This is a genomic window from Coprococcus sp. AF99-45, assembly GCF_027663865.1.
In the GTDB taxonomy this organism is placed as follows: domain Bacteria; phylum Bacillota; class Clostridia; order Lachnospirales; family Lachnospiraceae; genus Allocoprococcus; species Allocoprococcus comes.
Genome location: NZ_JAQDGZ010000021.1, coordinates 37,970 through 52,570, shown reverse-complemented (window position 1 = coordinate 52,570; position 14,601 = coordinate 37,970). Strand labels below are relative to the sequence as shown.

Below are 14,601 nucleotides of genomic sequence, written 5' to 3'. Positions count from 1 at the left end.
TGACTTTTTATTTGCAGGCTAATCTGCTTTTGTTTCCAACTGTTCCCAGTTACATGGGACTTCAAATTCCATGCGTTTTCCGGTGGTCGGATGGCAAAAAGAAAGCCGGAAAGCCCGCAGTGCAATCGGGAAATATCCTCTTTTATTTACAAATTCCGGGTTATATTTGTTGTCACCCCAGAGTGGTGCGCCTGCACCTGCCATCTGGACACGGATCTGGTGATGGCGTCCGGTTCCGAGATGGATCTGAACAACGGATAAGCCAGTCACTTCGGAAGTTTCCAGTATTTCATACGAAAGGACAGCTTTTTTGGCACCGGGTGTATTTTTACTGCAGATGCGGGAGGTGTTGGTGCGGCCGTCCTTTACCAGATAATCGGTCAGAGTGCCGGAGTCCGGAAGGGCTCCACATACTACAGCCTGGTAGTATTTTTCGAATTGATCGTTCTGTAACTGCTGGTTCAGATTTTTCGCAGCCGCAGGTGTTCGGGCAAAAACCAGGATGCCGGAAACCGGTTGATCCAGTCTGTGGATCACGGCAAGATAAGGTGGCTTATGTCCGGCATGATGTGAAGAATGGATGAACAGATAATTTTTCAGAATGCTCTCCATGTCCTGTGTGCCGATCTTTTTTGTCTGCACGGGAACACCGGCAGGTTTGTGGCAGACCAGAATCTGGTCGTCTTCATATAGAATTTCAGGTGTTTGCAAAATAATTCCTCCCCATATGCGAAAATTTTGTTTCTTTGATTAAAACATAACGGAAAGGGCTTGTCAATTGGGTTGACAAATCCGAAAATCTCAATTAAACTCTATAGTAAATCGAAGAGATTTGACGATGAAGAGGACTAGTATATGATGAAAGTGGCACAGAGAGGCTTCTGGCTGGTGGGAGGAAGCTACATGGAAATTATAGAACCGACCTTGGAGTTCCGCATGAAAAGTGTGGCGTATGCCTGGCGTTAACGGGTAATGAAGTGAATCGTAATACGATTAATTAGGGTGGTACCGCCGAATTTTCGGTCCCTTGTCAGGGGCATGAAGATTTGGTGTTTTTTATTTTACGGGCAAAGCATGTCTGATCTGAATCCCCTGCATCCGGCAGAGGCTGCAGAGAGCAGCATCTTCTGGTTTTATGATAACCTTATTTATAAAATCAAAAATGAAGAGAAGGAGAACTTTATCAATGGCTAAGGAAAAGAAATTTGTACAGGCGATTACCTCTCGTGATGAAGATTTCGCACAGTGGTATACCGACGTTGTAAGAGAAGCAAAGCTTTGTGATTATTCAAGTGTAAAAGGATGTCTTAATTATCTTCCAAATGGATATGCAATCTGGGAGAAGATCCAGGCAGACCTTGACAAGAGATTTAAAGAGACAGGTGTTGAAAACGTATATCTGCCAATGCTGATCCCGGAGAACCTTCTCCAGAAGGAAAGTGATCATATCGAAGGATTTGCACCGGAAGTTGCATGGGTAACAAAAGGTGGTCTTGAGACTCTTCAGGAGCCAATGTGCATCCGTCCGACATCGGAGACTCTGTTCTGCGACCTGTGGGCAAGAACCGTACAGTCTTACCGTGACCTTCCGAAAGTATGGAATCAGTGGTGTTCGGTACTTCGCTGGGAGAAGACAACCAGACCGTTCCTTCGTTCCAGAGAATTCTTATGGCAGGAAGGACACACCATTCATGCAACTTATGAAGAAGCAGAACAGAGAACACTGACCATGCTTCGTGTATATCAGGAACTGATCCGTGATTCCCTTGCAATCCCGTTCGTATCAGGTCCGAAGACAGAGAGCGAGAAGTTCGCAGGTGCACAGGACACTTACACCGTAGAAGCTCTGATGCATGACGGAAAAGCACTTCAGTCTGCAACCAGCCATTTCTTCGGAAATGCGTTCCCGGATGCATTTGACATCAAATATCTGGATAAGAACAATGAACTTCACAGCGTATATGAGACTTCATGGGGACTGTCTACACGTATCATCGGAGCCCTGATCATGGTTCACGGTGATGACAGCGGACTTGTTCTTCCACCGAGAATCGCACCGGTTCAAACAAGAGTCATTCCGATCGCACAGCACAAAGAAGGCGTTCTTGAAAAAGCAAATGAACTGACAGAGAGACTGAAAAAAGCTGGCTACAGCGTGAAGATCGACGATTCTGAGAAGAGCCCTGGATGGAAATTCAGTGAGCAGGAAATGCTTGGTATCCCGACACGTATCGAGATCGGACCAAAGGATATCGAACAGAACCAGGTTGTTGTTGTACGTCGTGATACAAGAGAAAAGATCGTTGTTTCTTTAGATGAGATCGAGACAAAACTTGGCGAGATCCTTGAAACAATCCAGAAGGATATGTATGACCGTGCAAAAGCATTCCTTGACAGCCACATTGATTTTGCTGAAACCATGGATGAAATGAATGAAAAATTCAACACCAAACGTGGATTCATCAAAGCAAAATGGTGTGGAAGCGCAGAATGTGAAGATGAGATCAAGGCAGCAACAGGTGGAGCAACCACCCGCTGTATCTGCAAAGAGGATCAGGTAAAAGACGGAGATACCTGTATTTTCTGTGGCAAACAGGCTAAACATGTTGTTTATTTTGGAAAAGCATACTAGGAGCGAATGTATATGAAAATTCAGTTACCTGAAAAGGTGAATCGAATTATAACTACATTACAAAAACATGGCTTTGAGGCATATGCAGTCGGCGGCTGCGTCCGGGATTCTTTTCTCGGACGTGTGCCGGGTGACTGGGATATCACAACATCGGCAGCGCCGGAAGAGACAAAGTCATTATTTGCCAGAACTTTTGACACCGGAATCGAGCATGGAACGATTACGGTGCTTTTAAATGGAGAAGGATTTGAAGTGACGACATACCGGATTGACGGGAAATACGAAGACAACCGGCATCCGAGTAAAGTGCAGTTTACCAGAAGTCTGTCAGAGGATCTGCTGCGCAGGGATTTTACGATCAATGCGATGGCGTACAATGAACAGGACGGACTGGTAGATCTGTTTCATGGGATGGAGGATCTGAAAAAAGGTGTGATCCGTTGTGTGGGAAATGCTGAGGCACGTTTTTCGGAGGATGCCCTGCGGATTTTGAGGGCGATCCGTTTTTCGGCACAGCTTGGATTTGAGATTGAGAAAGAGACCAGACAGGCAATCCGAAAACTTGCACCAAATCTTTCCTATATCAGTGCAGAACGTATCCAGACAGAGCTTGTAAAGCTTCTGATCTCCGATCATCCGGAAAAGATCCAGGATGCATATGAGCTTGGGATCACAAAGGTGATCCTCCCGGAATTCGATGCAATGATGGAAACAACGCAGGAAACTTTGCATCACTGTTATAATGTAGGTGAGCATACGATCCATGCGCTGATGAATATTCCGGCAGATAAAGTGCTGCGTCTTACAATGCTGTTTCACGATACGGGGAAACCGGCACGAAAAACGGTCGATCCGGATGGGACGGCACATTTTAAAGGGCATGCATACGTCAGCGAAGAACTCACAAAGTCGATCATGCATCGCTTGAAATTCGATAATGATACGCTGCGTAAGGTATCAAAGCTGGTGCTGTATCATGATGACCGGATGCCTGCAACGATGAAGCATGTACGCCGCGCAATGAACCGGATCAGTGCGGAACTGTTCCCGTATTATATGAAGGTACGGATGGCTGATACGTTGGCACAGAGTGATTATCAGCGTGATAAGAAGCTGGAAAATCTGGCTGGTATCGAGAAGTGCTACCAGGAGATTCTGGAGAAAAAGCAATGTGTTTCTTTAAAAGAACTGAAAGTAAACGGTCAGGATCTGATCGCGGCAGGTATTGAAAAAGGACCGAAAATTGGTCAGACACTCCAGACACTTTTACAGGAAGTGATCGAGGAACCGGAGAAAAATACACGGGAATATTTACTTGCCAGAATAAAAGAACTGGAATAATCAAAAATCATGCATGACTTAAGTCTCCCCCTGCATACATTAGAAAGACCGGTAAAACAAAGCGGCAGGGGGAAGCCATGAAAGATTATGGAATCAGTGTATTGACACAATATCAGATGGAAGTATTCGGCACCCACAAAGTAAGGGGTGCTATTTTATGCGATACAGATAAGGGGCTGCTCCTCTTGAAGGAGACGCGCATGGAGGAGAGTCGGATCTGTGCGCTTGCAAAAATATATGAGCAGTTAAATGCGAATGGATTTGAATGGGTAGATACGCCTCTGCTTAATAAAGAGGATGCTTATGTCAGTAAAGCCGAGGATGGAACAGGCTATATCTTAAAGAAATGGTTTCAGGGACGTGAGTGTGATGTCAGACGTGAAAATGAACTGATCGCCGGTGCGGAAAATCTTGCCCGGATCCATCTATGCATGCGTCTGGCTGGGGAAGAAAACGGATTTGCAGGAAGAGAAGAAAATCCGGTGATCAAGGAGTATGCAAGGCATAACAGAGAACTCAGAAAGGTTCGGGAATTTGTCTGCAGAAGAAGTGTGAAAAGCCCGTTTGAGATCGCATTTTTAAAGGGATATGACCAGATGTATTTTTGGGCAGACAGAGTGCTGAAAATACTGGAAAATATGGATCTGGACAGTGTTTTTAAAGAAGCGGGGGCAGAAAATCATATGGTCCACGGAGACTATAATTATCATAATCTTCTGGTCTGTCAGGAGGGCATGGCGGTGACTGGATTTGAACATGCGCACCGGGATGTTCAGATGGAAGATCTGTATTATTTCCTGCGCAAATGTATGGAAAAGCATCATTATGATGAACGGCTTGGATATCGGATGATGAGAGCGTATGATTCGGTGAATAATCTTGGGAAAAAAGAACGGGATTACCTTGCAATCCGTCTTGCTTATCCGGAAAAATTCTGGAAGATCACCAATTCGTATTACCACTCAGGAAAGGCATGGATTCCTGCAAAAAATGTCGAAAAACTTTCACTTTCTGTCGCACAGACAGAAGAAAAAAAGCGGTTTTTGCGGAATCTGTTTGCGTTTCAGATATAGCGTTCGGTTTTCTTAGATTTTAAGGGTTTAGACTTGACAAAGAAGGTAAAAACCTATATAACATATGTAGGGTAAGGGGCGTGTCAGAACGCATGGATACGCAGAATAAACCTAGCAAAAAGACAAAATGCCGGGGTGTTCCGGGAGTATATTTTACAGGAGGACGTAAGTCATGAATAAGACAGAATTAGTAGCTGCAGTTGCAGAACAGGCAGATATTTCAAAGAAAGATGCAGAAAAAGTATTAAAAGCATTTGTTGATGTTGTTACAGAAGAAATGAAAAAAGGTGAAAAAGTTCAGTTAGTAGGATTCGGAACTTTCGAAGTAAGCGAAAGAGCTGCAAGAGAAGGAAGAAATCCACAGACTGGAAAAACTATGAAGATCGAAGCTTGCAAGGCTCCGAAATTCAAAGCAGGAAAAGCTTTAAAAGATGCTGTTAATGCATAATTTGTAGAACATTTTTGAAAAATGGCGCAGTCTGAAAAGGGCTGCGCTTTATTCATATTACGGGAAGGGAAAATCAAAATGAGACTTGATAAATTTTTAAAGGTGTCCCGCCTGATCAAACGGCGTACCGTTGCAAATGAAGCCTGTGATGCAGGAAGAGTCCTGATCAATGGGGCGGTGGCGAAGGCTTCCACGAAAGTAAAAAAAGGTGATATCATTGAGATCCAGTTTGGAACCAAGACTGTAAAGGCAGAGGTCCTGGATCTGCGAGATACGACTAAAAAAGAAGAGGCAGCAGATTTATTCCGTTATCTATAAAGTTCCGGAACATCTGAAAAGATGTGGTTTGAGATTGTTCCGGCAGCGGATCCGAGGCATATTTACCAGATATTATTCATACAATAACTAGAAAGACAGTATAGGAAAGGTTGGGATTTGTATGGAAGAGAGACAGCTGGTAAAACCTCAGAATCACAGGCTGGTTATCAATAACCGGAAGACAGGTACAGTAACGGGAGTGCTGGACGTTCTTTCTTTTGATTTAAACGAAATCCTGCTTGAGACAGAGCAGGGAATGCTGATGGTAAAAGGTACGGACATGCATGTAAACCGGCTGAATCTTGAAAAAGGGGAGGTCGACCTGGCAGGCAATATTGACAATATTTCTTATTCGGATATCCATTCGGGAGCAAAAGCCGGAGAAAATCTGTTGTCAAAACTGTTTCGGTAGGAGGAGAAAAAATGTCTGGTATCGGAACTGAGATCAGGGTTTTCTGCTATGCAATCCTGACCGGTGTCCTGATTGTGGCAGTCTATCTGTGGATCAGGGTTTTGCGCAGACTGGTTGCTCACAGACTGTGGTTGATCAATCTGGAGGATGCCTGTTACTGGGCAGGAATTTCCGTTTATACTTTTGTGCAGATCTATCATACGAGTGATGGTGTTCTGCGGTGGTATATCGGACTGGGGATTGCGCTCGGATCAATCGGGATGGCGCTGCTTTCAGCTGTCTTTGTAAGAGCTTACAAAAAGATTTCTACACGAATTTGTGAAAAAAGAGTAAAAAGAGTTGATAAATCTGATTAAAAACGGTACACTGTAGAAGACTAAATGGGTTTGGTAGTAAGAAGCTATACAAGATCAACTGATAGCGAAAGGTGAATAGATTAGATGGGAAGCTTAAAGAAGAACCGGAAAAAGCGTCCGGGGAGCGGGCTTCAGAAGCACAAAAGAAGTATTGTTGCGATTACCGCAGTTATTATATTATTATGCGGCATGGTTATTGTACATGGGATGGCGCTCAAAAAGAGCAATGATGCATATAAGGTGCAGGAAGAAGAACTGCAGACACAGATCGATGCGGAAAAAGAACGCTCAGAAGAAATTAATAAACTGAAAAAATATGTAGGAACAGATGAATACATCGAGGAAGTCGCCAGAGAGAAGCTGGGACTTGTAAAGGAGAATGAGATTCTGTTCCGCGCACAGCAGTAACGTAAGAAAAGCTTTGGGAAGAAAATATCCCGAAGCTTTTTTCATTCATAGAAATTTAGAGGGTGGTGGCAAATGGAGGTTAAATACAGAGAGGAGCAAGTGATCACAAGTCCATATGTAACGCAGGCAGATAAAATGGCAGTGTCGCTTCGGCATCTGGCAGACAGGTTTCTGAAAATGGAGCCGAAAAAGCAGTGTTTTACACCCGAAGAAATGACAGAAATGTATGATCGGATTACGGAGAAGGTGTGCAGAGGATGCAGCAGGAAATCAGAGTGCCTGGAGAGAAAGAAGGCAGAACACTGGCAGCTTTTTTATGATCTTTTGTGTACGATTGAAGGATATGGTGCAGAACTGAATAAAGAGATGAAACAGCATCTTCAGAGGGAGTGTATTCAGGCACCACGGTTTTTACGAGAATCACTGGAAACTTTCCAGGAGGCAAAAAGGATTTTGGTGTGGAATAATAAGATGGTACAGAGCCGTGAGGGATGTGCGGCACAGCTGGATTCTTTTGCGGACATGCTCTGCCATGTGACGAGAGATCTGGATGCGAGTATTTTTACGGATCCGCCGCTTGCAAAAAAGGTTGCGCAGCATTTCAAAAAGGCAGGGATCCGGATGCTGAGTTCCGTTTTTTTTGTGGATGAGCATGGCAGATATGAAATTCATGTAACGGTAAAAAGTGAGAAGGGAAACTGTATCCCAACCAGAAAAGCGGCAGAGCTTTTATCAGTATGTACTAAGAGAAGGATGTGCCCGGCTCAGAACGAGAGGCAGGTTCTGGGACAGGAGTATGAAACTATTGTATGTGTGGAAGGACCGGGATATTATGTGCTGCAGGGTGTAGCAAAAATGGGAAAAAACGGACAAAAGATATCTGGTGACAGTTTTCTTATGAAGACACTTCCGGGTGGAAAAGAGGCGGCAATTTTGTCAGACGGAATGGGATCTGGTGAGAGAGCGCTACAGGAAAGCGGGATGCTGGTAGAAATGCTGGAAGAGCTTCTTGGAGCAGGATTTCCTGTGGAAACTGCACTTTCCATGATCAATACGGCTCTTGTTATGGGACGGGAAGAGGTTCGCTTTTCTACGGTTGATATGAGCATTTTTGATCTCTATAATGGAAAATGTGAGTTTGTAAAAGCAGGAGCGGCAGTGACATTTCTGCGGACTAAAGACGGGGTGGAGCATATCCGTTCGGAAAGTCTTCCGCTGGGGGTAATCCAGAGACAGCAAAGTGAAAAGGAAACCAGACAGTTGGAATCCGGAGATGTGGTGGTCATGGTATCGGACGGGATCCTGGATGCGCTTCCGGCAGGAGAGCAGGAGCATTTACTGGATCTGATGATTGGGGGAAGTCCGCTGGAGAATCCGGAGGAACTGGCGAATTATATTCTGGATAAGGTGCTGGAGCTGGCGGCCGGAAAAGCAGGAGATGATATGACAGTCCTTGTGGCGGGAATCTGGAAGATGTGTTACAGTAGATAAAAGACGAGAGGAATTTACCATGTTAGAAAAAGTAGAGAACTATATCAGGCAGTGGAAGATGCTTGAAAAAGGAGATAAAGTTGTCGTTGGTCTTTCCGGAGGGGCAGATTCTGTATGCCTTTTTCTGATACTGGAAGAGCTGCGAAAAAAGATCGGATTTGAGATCCTTGCGGTACACGTGAATCACGGGATCCGTGGGGAAGAGGCAAAAGCTGATGAAGAATTTGTAAAGACACTGTGTGAGAAAAAAGAAATCCCATGCAGGAGTGTTTCGGTGGATATTCCGAAAATGGCAGTGGAATACAGGATGTCAGAAGAAGAGGCGGGAAGGACTGCACGAAGGGAAATATTTGAGCAGGCAGCGGAAGAATGGGGAGGAACAAGGATCGCACTGGCACATCATCAGGATGACAATGCAGAGACATTTTTCCTGCATCTGGCCCGCGGCAGCGGACTTCGGGGACTCGGCGGTATATATCCGGTAAATGGGATGTATATACGGCCGCTTCTTTGCGTGGGGAGAAAAGAGATCGAGGATTATCTGAAAGGACGGGAGATGCCTTACTGCATTGATGCGACAAATATGGAAGATGCATATATGCGAAACCGCATCCGTAACCATGTGATTCCGTATTTTAAAGAAAATATCAATGAAAAAACCGTGGAGCATATGAACCGGTCTATGGATCAGCTTAGGGAGATCTGGGATTATATGGAACGGCAGACAGAAAGTGCATATCAGATCTGTACTGACCAAAATGGAGAAAAAATCTGCATCCATGCAGATGCATATCACCGACAGGAACGGCTGATCCGGAAAATGATTCTCCGGAAAGCATTGGCATTGGTGGCAGAACATGAAAAAGATCTGGAGCAGGTTCATGTAGAAAAGCTGGAGGGACTGTTTGAAAAGCAGGTTGGAAAAAGACTGGATCTTCCTTATGGGGTCTGTGCATGCAGAACCTATGAAGGGATTGAACTGAAGCGGAAAAAGAAGGACACGGAATTGGCAGAAGAAGAGAAAAATCTGGATCTGAAGCAGGTTTCGGGAAAGATATCTTACGGGAAATGGGAAATTTCCTACCGTATTTTTGAAAAAGAAGAATGCAGATGCCAGATCCCGAAAAAAACGTACACGAAATGGTTTGATTATGGTATAATAAAACAGAGTGTCGCTGTACGCACCAGAAGGGCTGGCGATTTTATTGTAATTGATGAAAGCGGAGGAAGGCAGAAGCTGAAATCCTATTTTATCAATAAAAAAATACCAGTGGCAGAACGTGCCGGAATTCCTCTGATCGCAGAGGGAAGCGAGATTTTATGGATTGTGGGCTGCCGGCAGAGCAAGGCATACCAGGTGACAGAGCAGACAACGAAAATATTAGAAATTACGATAAATGGAGGTACCTTAAATGGCCGAGAAAGTGAAAATGTTAATTCCGGAAGAAGAAGTAAATGCCAGAATTGAAGAACTTGGAAAAAAAATCAGTGAAGAATATGCGGGAAAGCAGGTTCATCTGATCTGTGTTTTAAAGGGTGGAGTGTTCTTTATGTGTGAACTGGCAAAAAGGATTACAGTGCCGGTAACAATGGACTTTATGAGTGTCAGCAGCTATGGTGACGGAACCCAGTCCAGTGGAATCGTTAAGATTGCAAAAGATCTGGATGAGTCTCTGGAAGGAAAAGACGTAATTGTTGTTGAGGATATCGTAGATTCAGGACGTACTCTTTATTATCTGCTTGACATCCTTCGGAAGAGAGGACCGAAGAGCATGAAGCTTTGTACACTTCTTGACAAACCGGATCGTCGTGTGCGCGACGTACATGTAGATTATGTCGGATTTAATATTCCGGATGAATTTGTGGTAGGATTCGGTCTGGATTATGCACAAAAATATAGAAACTTACCGTACATCGGAAGTGTAGAGATGTAACAGGTGGAAGGAGCAGGTTTTGAATAATAATAAGACAAGAGGAATCAGTGGTCTTTCGATTCTGCTCTGTGTTCTGGTGCTGGCAGGTGTGTACTGGTTTATGAGCCAGTCGGGTGTGCAGCAGACAGCATACACGTATCAGGATTTTCAGAAAGATCTGAAAAAAGAGAAGGTAGAAAGTGTAGAGGTCAAGCAGAACAAAGTCGCACCGACCGGGACACTGAAGATCCGGCTGAAGAATGATGATATCGAACAGCTTCATGTATCCGATGTCAACAGTGCAGAGGATCTGCTTGAATCTTATGACATTTCCTACAGTGTGGACAATGTCCCGCAGGACAGCTGGATGTCAACAACACTGGTTCCGATCATATTGATGGCAGGTATCATGGTATTTGTTGTGATGATGATGAATCGTCAGGGCGGATCGAATGCAAAAGCGATGAACTTCGGAAAGAGCAGGGCAAAGATGAGCACGCAGGAAGAAAACCATGTGACGTTTGCGCAGGTTGCCGGACTGCAGGAAGAAAAGGAAGAGCTTGCAGAGATCGTGGATTTCCTCAAGAGCCCCGGGAAGTATACGCAGGTAGGAGCCAGAATCCCTAAAGGTGTCCTTCTTGAAGGACCTCCGGGAACAGGTAAGACGCTTCTTGCAAGAGCAATTGCGGGAGAAGCAGGTGTCCCGTTCTTTACCATTTCAGGCTCTGATTTTGTGGAGATGTTTGTCGGTGTCGGAGCATCCCGTGTAAGAGATCTTTTCGAGGATGCTAAGAAAAATGCACCTTGTATTATTTTTATCGATGAGATCGATGCCGTGGCAAGACGTCGTGGAACCGGTATGGGCGGCGGACATGATGAGAGAGAGCAGACGCTGAACCAACTCCTCGTAGAGATGGATGGTTTTGGCGCGAATGAAGGAATCATCGTACTTGCAGCAACCAACCGTGTCGATATTCTTGATCCGGCGATCTTAAGACCGGGACGTTTTGACCGTAAAGTCATGGTCGGCAGACCGGATGTAAAGGGACGCCTGGAAATCCTTCAGGTTCATGCCAAGGGCAAACCGCTCGGGGATGATGTGGATCTGGAACAGGTTGCGAGAACAACGGCAGGATTTACCGGAGCTGATCTGGAAAATCTTCTGAATGAGGCTGCGATCCTTGCAGCAAAGGATGGAAGAGTGTATCTGCAACAGGAGGATATCCGCAGAGCATTTGTAAAAGTCGGAATCGGTGCAGAGAAGAAGAGTCGTGTAATTTCTGATAAAGAGAAGAAGATCACTGCATTCCATGAAGCAGGACATGCCATCTTATTCCATGTACTTCCGGATGTAGGACCGGTGTACAGCGTGTCGATCATTCCTACCGGTGTAGGGGCAGCCGGATATACGATGCCGCTTCCTGAAAAGGATGAGATGTTCAATACCAAAGGAAAGATGTTGCAGGATATTACCGTATCACTAGGTGGACGTGTGGCAGAAGAGCTGATCTTTGATGATATTACAACCGGGGCATCCCAGGATATCAAGCAGGCAACAGCATACGCCAAATCCATGGTAACGAAGTTCGGTATGTCGGAAGCACTTGGTCTTGTAAGCTATGGAGATGATAATGATGAAGTATTTATCGGAAGAGATTTTGGTCATACCTCCAGAGGTTATGGTGAACAGGTTGCTACAACGATCGACAGTGAAGTGAAGCGGATCATTGATGAATGTTATGACCGTGCAAAGACCATTATTAAAGAGCATGAAGCTGTTCTTTATAAATGTGCAGATCTGCTTCTTGAAAAAGAGAAGATTACAAGAGAAGAATTTGAAGCATTATTTGAAGAATAGAGGCTAGATTATGAAAAAAGAAGCATTGTTTTGTGATGGAACAGAGGCGTATGTGAGTCCGCCGGAACCGGAGGCAGGAGATGAACTTCAGTTGTGGTTCCGTACAGCAGCTCACGACGTAGATGAAGTCTATCTGGAAAACCGCGAACTATGCATTCCAATGAACAAAGTAATCTCAAATAAGGCATTTGACTTTTATGAAGTGAAATACAAATTAGAAGATAAACCATTCCGGTATCATTTTAAGATCAGATCAGGAAATGAGATCTGCTACTATAACAAATGGGGAGCAGAGAGCAAACTTGTGGATTATTATGATTTTAAAATCGTGCCGGGCTTTACGGCACCGGATTGGGCAAAAGGAGCGGTCATGTATCAGATTTATACAGACCGCTTCTGTAACGGCGACCCGGATAATGATGTACAGACGGGAGAGTACTTTTATATTGGAGAACAGGTTCAGCATGTAGATGACTGGTACCGGGATCCGCAGCCGATGGATGTACGGGAATTTTACGGAGGAGATATCCAGGGGATCATTGATAAACTGGATTACCTGCATGGACTTGGAGTAGAAGTTGTCTATTGTAATCCACTATTTGTATCACCATCTAATCATAAATATGACACACAGGATTACGATTATATTGATCCGCATGTCGGTAAAATTGAAGTCGATGAAGGAAGGCTTCTAGATCCGGGAGAAAATAACAATATCCATGCGGACCGTTACCGGACAAGAACTACCAGAAAAGAGAATCTGGAAGCAAGTAACCGGCTGTTCATCAAGCTGGTAGAAGAACTCCATAAGAGGGGAATGCGAATCATCATTGACGGCGTCTTCAACCATTGTGGTTCTTTCAATAAATGGCTGGACAGAGAGCTGATCTACGAGAGCGCCGATGGTTACGAAGTAGGTGCTTTTGTGTCACCGAAGAGTCCGTACCGGAATTATTTTCTATTTCACCGTACCGGGGAGAATGAATGGCCGGGCAATGGAAGCTATGACGGCTGGTGGGGACACGATACGCTGCCAAAGCTGAATTATGAAGATTCAAAAGAGCTGGAAGAGTATGTTCTTGGTATCGCAAAGAAATGGGTTTCACCGCCGTATAATGTAGACGGCTGGAGACTGGATGTTGCGGCAGACCTTGGAAGAAGCAATGAGTACAATCATGAATTTTGGAAGAAATTTCGTAAGGCAGTAAAAGAAGCAAATCCACATGCACTGATCCTTGCCGAGCACTATGGAGATCCGAGTGACTGGCTGCAGGGCGATGAATGGGACAGCGTTATGAATTACGATGCATTTATGGAGCCGGTCACCTGGTTTCTGACCGGGATGGAGAAACACAGTGATGAATATCGCGACGATCTTCTCGGAAATGCAGACCATTTTATGAATGCGATGAAGCATCATATGGCAAATATGATGACACCGTCACTTCAGACGGCGATGAACCAGTTGTCAAACCATGACCATTCCCGTTTCCTGACGCGTACCAACCATAAGGTTGGCCGTGTGGGACAGCTTGGGTCGCGTGCGGCAGAAGAAGGGGTAAGCCTTGCAGTTATGCGGGAAGCGATCATCATGCAGATGACCTGGCCGGGAGCACCGACCCTTTATTATGGAGACGAAGCAGGACTTTGTGGTTTCACGGATCCGGATAACCGGAGAACTTATCCGTGGGGAAGAGAAAACCGGGATCTGATTAATTTCTACCGTGAGATGATCCAAATCCACAGAAAGTCTCTGGCTCTCAGAAAGGGATCAATCAAGATGCTGAAAGCAGAACCGGATCTTCTGGCCTATGGAAGATTCTGGGGGAATGAGCAGATCGTGGTTATTATCAATAATTCCGATCATCTGAAGGAAGTAAGGGTTCCGGTATGGCAGGCAGAAGTTGCCGAAGGACATAATATGGCGCGAGTGATGTATTCTTATGAAGATGGGTATATTGGAGAATTCGAAGAGTATATCGTGAAAGAGGGAAATATTTCACTGATGATGGGTAAGAAATCGGCGATCGTGCTGAAGAATAAGAAGTGGTAGAATGATAAAGGTAGTACAAGACGTCCGCCGGGCGAACCTCGGAAAGTCTGATGACTTTCCTCAGGCGCGTAGCCGCTCATTAAAATAAAAAGATACAGGCTCTGAAATGCAAGGATTGCAGCGGATGTAGAATGCTAAAGGTAGTACAAGACGTCCGCCGGGCGAACCTCGGAAAGTCAGGCGACGTTCCTCAGTCGCGTAGCCGCTCATTAAAATAAAAAGATACAGCCTCTGAAATGCAAGGATTGCAGGGGATGTAGAATGATAAAGGTAGTACAAGACGTCCGCCGGGCGAACC

At 44.9% G+C, this 14,601-nt stretch carries 15 protein-coding genes and 1 other annotated feature; of the genes, 13 read left to right on the top strand and 2 right to left on the bottom strand.

What is annotated here, in order from left to right; translation table 11 throughout:
* Positions 1-18: 18 nt before the first annotated feature.
* Positions 19-711 carry an RluA family pseudouridine synthase gene (locus PGR14_RS13100; protein ID WP_207719244.1) on the bottom strand — a complete coding sequence of 231 codons (693 nt, stop codon included), beginning with the start codon at positions 709-711 and terminating at the stop codon, positions 19-21.
* A 118-nt stretch (positions 712-829) separates the two neighbouring features.
* Positions 830-1,031 (top strand) — a binding site (T-box leader).
* A 155-nt stretch (positions 1,032-1,186) separates the two neighbouring features.
* On the opposite strand from PGR14_RS13100, the gene proS reads away from it, so the two are divergent.
* From proS to PGR14_RS13035, 13 genes are all read left to right on the top strand, one after another.
* A complete protein-coding gene (gene proS, locus PGR14_RS13095; RefSeq protein WP_008370004.1) occupies positions 1,187-2,632 on the top strand; it encodes a proline--tRNA ligase in 1,446 nt (481 codons plus the stop codon).
* 12 nt (positions 2,633-2,644) lie between these two features.
* The gene (locus PGR14_RS13090) at positions 2,645-3,973 is read left to right on the top strand and encodes a CCA tRNA nucleotidyltransferase (protein WP_022220220.1); all 1,329 of its coding nucleotides are present in this window, start codon (positions 2,645-2,647) and stop codon (positions 3,971-3,973) included.
* 77 nt (positions 3,974-4,050) lie between these two features.
* A complete protein-coding gene (locus PGR14_RS13085; protein WP_055156190.1) occupies positions 4,051-5,046 on the top strand; it encodes a CotS family spore coat protein in 996 nt (331 codons plus the stop codon).
* Between the two features lie 172 nt (positions 5,047-5,218).
* The gene (locus tag PGR14_RS13080; protein ID WP_008370011.1) at positions 5,219-5,494 is read left to right on the top strand and encodes an HU family DNA-binding protein; all 276 of its coding nucleotides are present in this window, start codon (positions 5,219-5,221) and stop codon (positions 5,492-5,494) included.
* A gap of 78 nt (positions 5,495-5,572) precedes the next feature.
* Entirely contained in the window at positions 5,573-5,812 is a 240-nt protein-coding gene (locus PGR14_RS13075) for an RNA-binding S4 domain-containing protein (RefSeq protein WP_022220222.1), read from the top strand.
* Between the two features lie 121 nt (positions 5,813-5,933).
* Positions 5,934-6,224: a sporulation protein YabP gene (gene yabP, locus PGR14_RS13070; RefSeq protein WP_008370015.1), complete on the top strand. Its 291-nt coding sequence runs from the start codon at positions 5,934-5,936 to the stop codon at positions 6,222-6,224.
* Positions 6,225-6,235: 11 nt separating this feature from the next.
* The gene (gene yabQ / locus PGR14_RS13065; protein ID WP_008370017.1) at positions 6,236-6,580 is read left to right on the top strand and encodes a spore cortex biosynthesis protein YabQ; all 345 of its coding nucleotides are present in this window, start codon (positions 6,236-6,238) and stop codon (positions 6,578-6,580) included.
* A gap of 84 nt (positions 6,581-6,664) precedes the next feature.
* Positions 6,665-6,988, top strand: a complete 324-nt coding sequence (locus PGR14_RS13060) for an FtsB family cell division protein (protein WP_008370019.1) — start codon at positions 6,665-6,667, stop codon at positions 6,986-6,988.
* 72 nt (positions 6,989-7,060) lie between these two features.
* Positions 7,061-8,479 (top strand): SpoIIE family protein phosphatase, encoded by a 1,419-nt coding sequence (locus PGR14_RS13055; protein WP_022220223.1) that lies wholly within the window; start codon positions 7,061-7,063, stop codon positions 8,477-8,479.
* A 19-nt stretch (positions 8,480-8,498) separates the two neighbouring features.
* Entirely contained in the window at positions 8,499-9,947 is a 1,449-nt protein-coding gene (tilS, locus tag PGR14_RS13050; RefSeq protein WP_055249029.1) for a tRNA lysidine(34) synthetase TilS, read from the top strand.
* Positions 9,892-10,413 (top strand): hypoxanthine phosphoribosyltransferase, encoded by a 522-nt coding sequence (hpt, locus tag PGR14_RS13045; RefSeq protein ID WP_044998745.1) that lies wholly within the window; start codon positions 9,892-9,894, stop codon positions 10,411-10,413. Before tilS ends, hpt begins: the two co-directional genes overlap by 56 nt.
* A 19-nt stretch (positions 10,414-10,432) precedes the next feature.
* Positions 10,433-12,250 carry an ATP-dependent zinc metalloprotease FtsH gene (gene ftsH, locus PGR14_RS13040; RefSeq protein ID WP_022220226.1) on the top strand — a complete coding sequence of 606 codons (1,818 nt, stop codon included), beginning with the start codon at positions 10,433-10,435 and terminating at the stop codon, positions 12,248-12,250.
* Positions 12,251-12,260: 10 nt separating this feature from the next.
* Positions 12,261-14,303: a glycoside hydrolase family 13 protein gene (locus PGR14_RS13035; RefSeq protein WP_055249031.1), complete on the top strand. Its 2,043-nt coding sequence runs from the start codon at positions 12,261-12,263 to the stop codon at positions 14,301-14,303.
* A 60-nt stretch (positions 14,304-14,363) separates the two neighbouring features.
* On the opposite strand, the gene PGR14_RS13030 is transcribed toward PGR14_RS13035, so the two are convergent.
* Positions 14,364-14,601 (bottom strand): hypothetical protein (locus PGR14_RS13030; RefSeq protein ID WP_270223537.1); only part of this gene is annotated, 238 nt, incomplete at its 5' end.

Bases quoted from the DNA above. Each gene is read 5' to 3' on its own strand.
- hpt (WP_044998745.1), top strand. From the start codon at position 9,892: ATGGCCGAGAAAGTGAAAATGTTAATTCCGGAAGAAGAAGTAAATGCC.
- tilS (WP_055249029.1), top strand. From the start codon at position 8,499: ATGTTAGAAAAAGTAGAGAACTATATCAGGCAGTGGAAGATGCTTGAA.
- proS (WP_008370004.1), top strand. From the start codon at position 1,187: ATGGCTAAGGAAAAGAAATTTGTACAGGCGATTACCTCTCGTGATGAA.
- PGR14_RS13090 (WP_022220220.1), top strand. From the start codon at position 2,645: ATGAAAATTCAGTTACCTGAAAAGGTGAATCGAATTATAACTACATTA.
- PGR14_RS13080 (WP_008370011.1), top strand. From the start codon at position 5,219: ATGAATAAGACAGAATTAGTAGCTGCAGTTGCAGAACAGGCAGATATT.
- PGR14_RS13055 (WP_022220223.1), top strand. From the start codon at position 7,061: ATGGAGGTTAAATACAGAGAGGAGCAAGTGATCACAAGTCCATATGTA.
- PGR14_RS13085 (WP_055156190.1), top strand. From the start codon at position 4,051: ATGAAAGATTATGGAATCAGTGTATTGACACAATATCAGATGGAAGTA.
- PGR14_RS13035 (WP_055249031.1), top strand. From the start codon at position 12,261: ATGAAAAAAGAAGCATTGTTTTGTGATGGAACAGAGGCGTATGTGAGT.
- PGR14_RS13075 (WP_022220222.1), top strand. From the start codon at position 5,573: ATGAGACTTGATAAATTTTTAAAGGTGTCCCGCCTGATCAAACGGCGT.
- yabQ (WP_008370017.1), top strand. From the start codon at position 6,236: ATGTCTGGTATCGGAACTGAGATCAGGGTTTTCTGCTATGCAATCCTG.
- yabP (WP_008370015.1), top strand. From the start codon at position 5,934: ATGGAAGAGAGACAGCTGGTAAAACCTCAGAATCACAGGCTGGTTATC.
- PGR14_RS13060 (WP_008370019.1), top strand. From the start codon at position 6,665: ATGGGAAGCTTAAAGAAGAACCGGAAAAAGCGTCCGGGGAGCGGGCTT.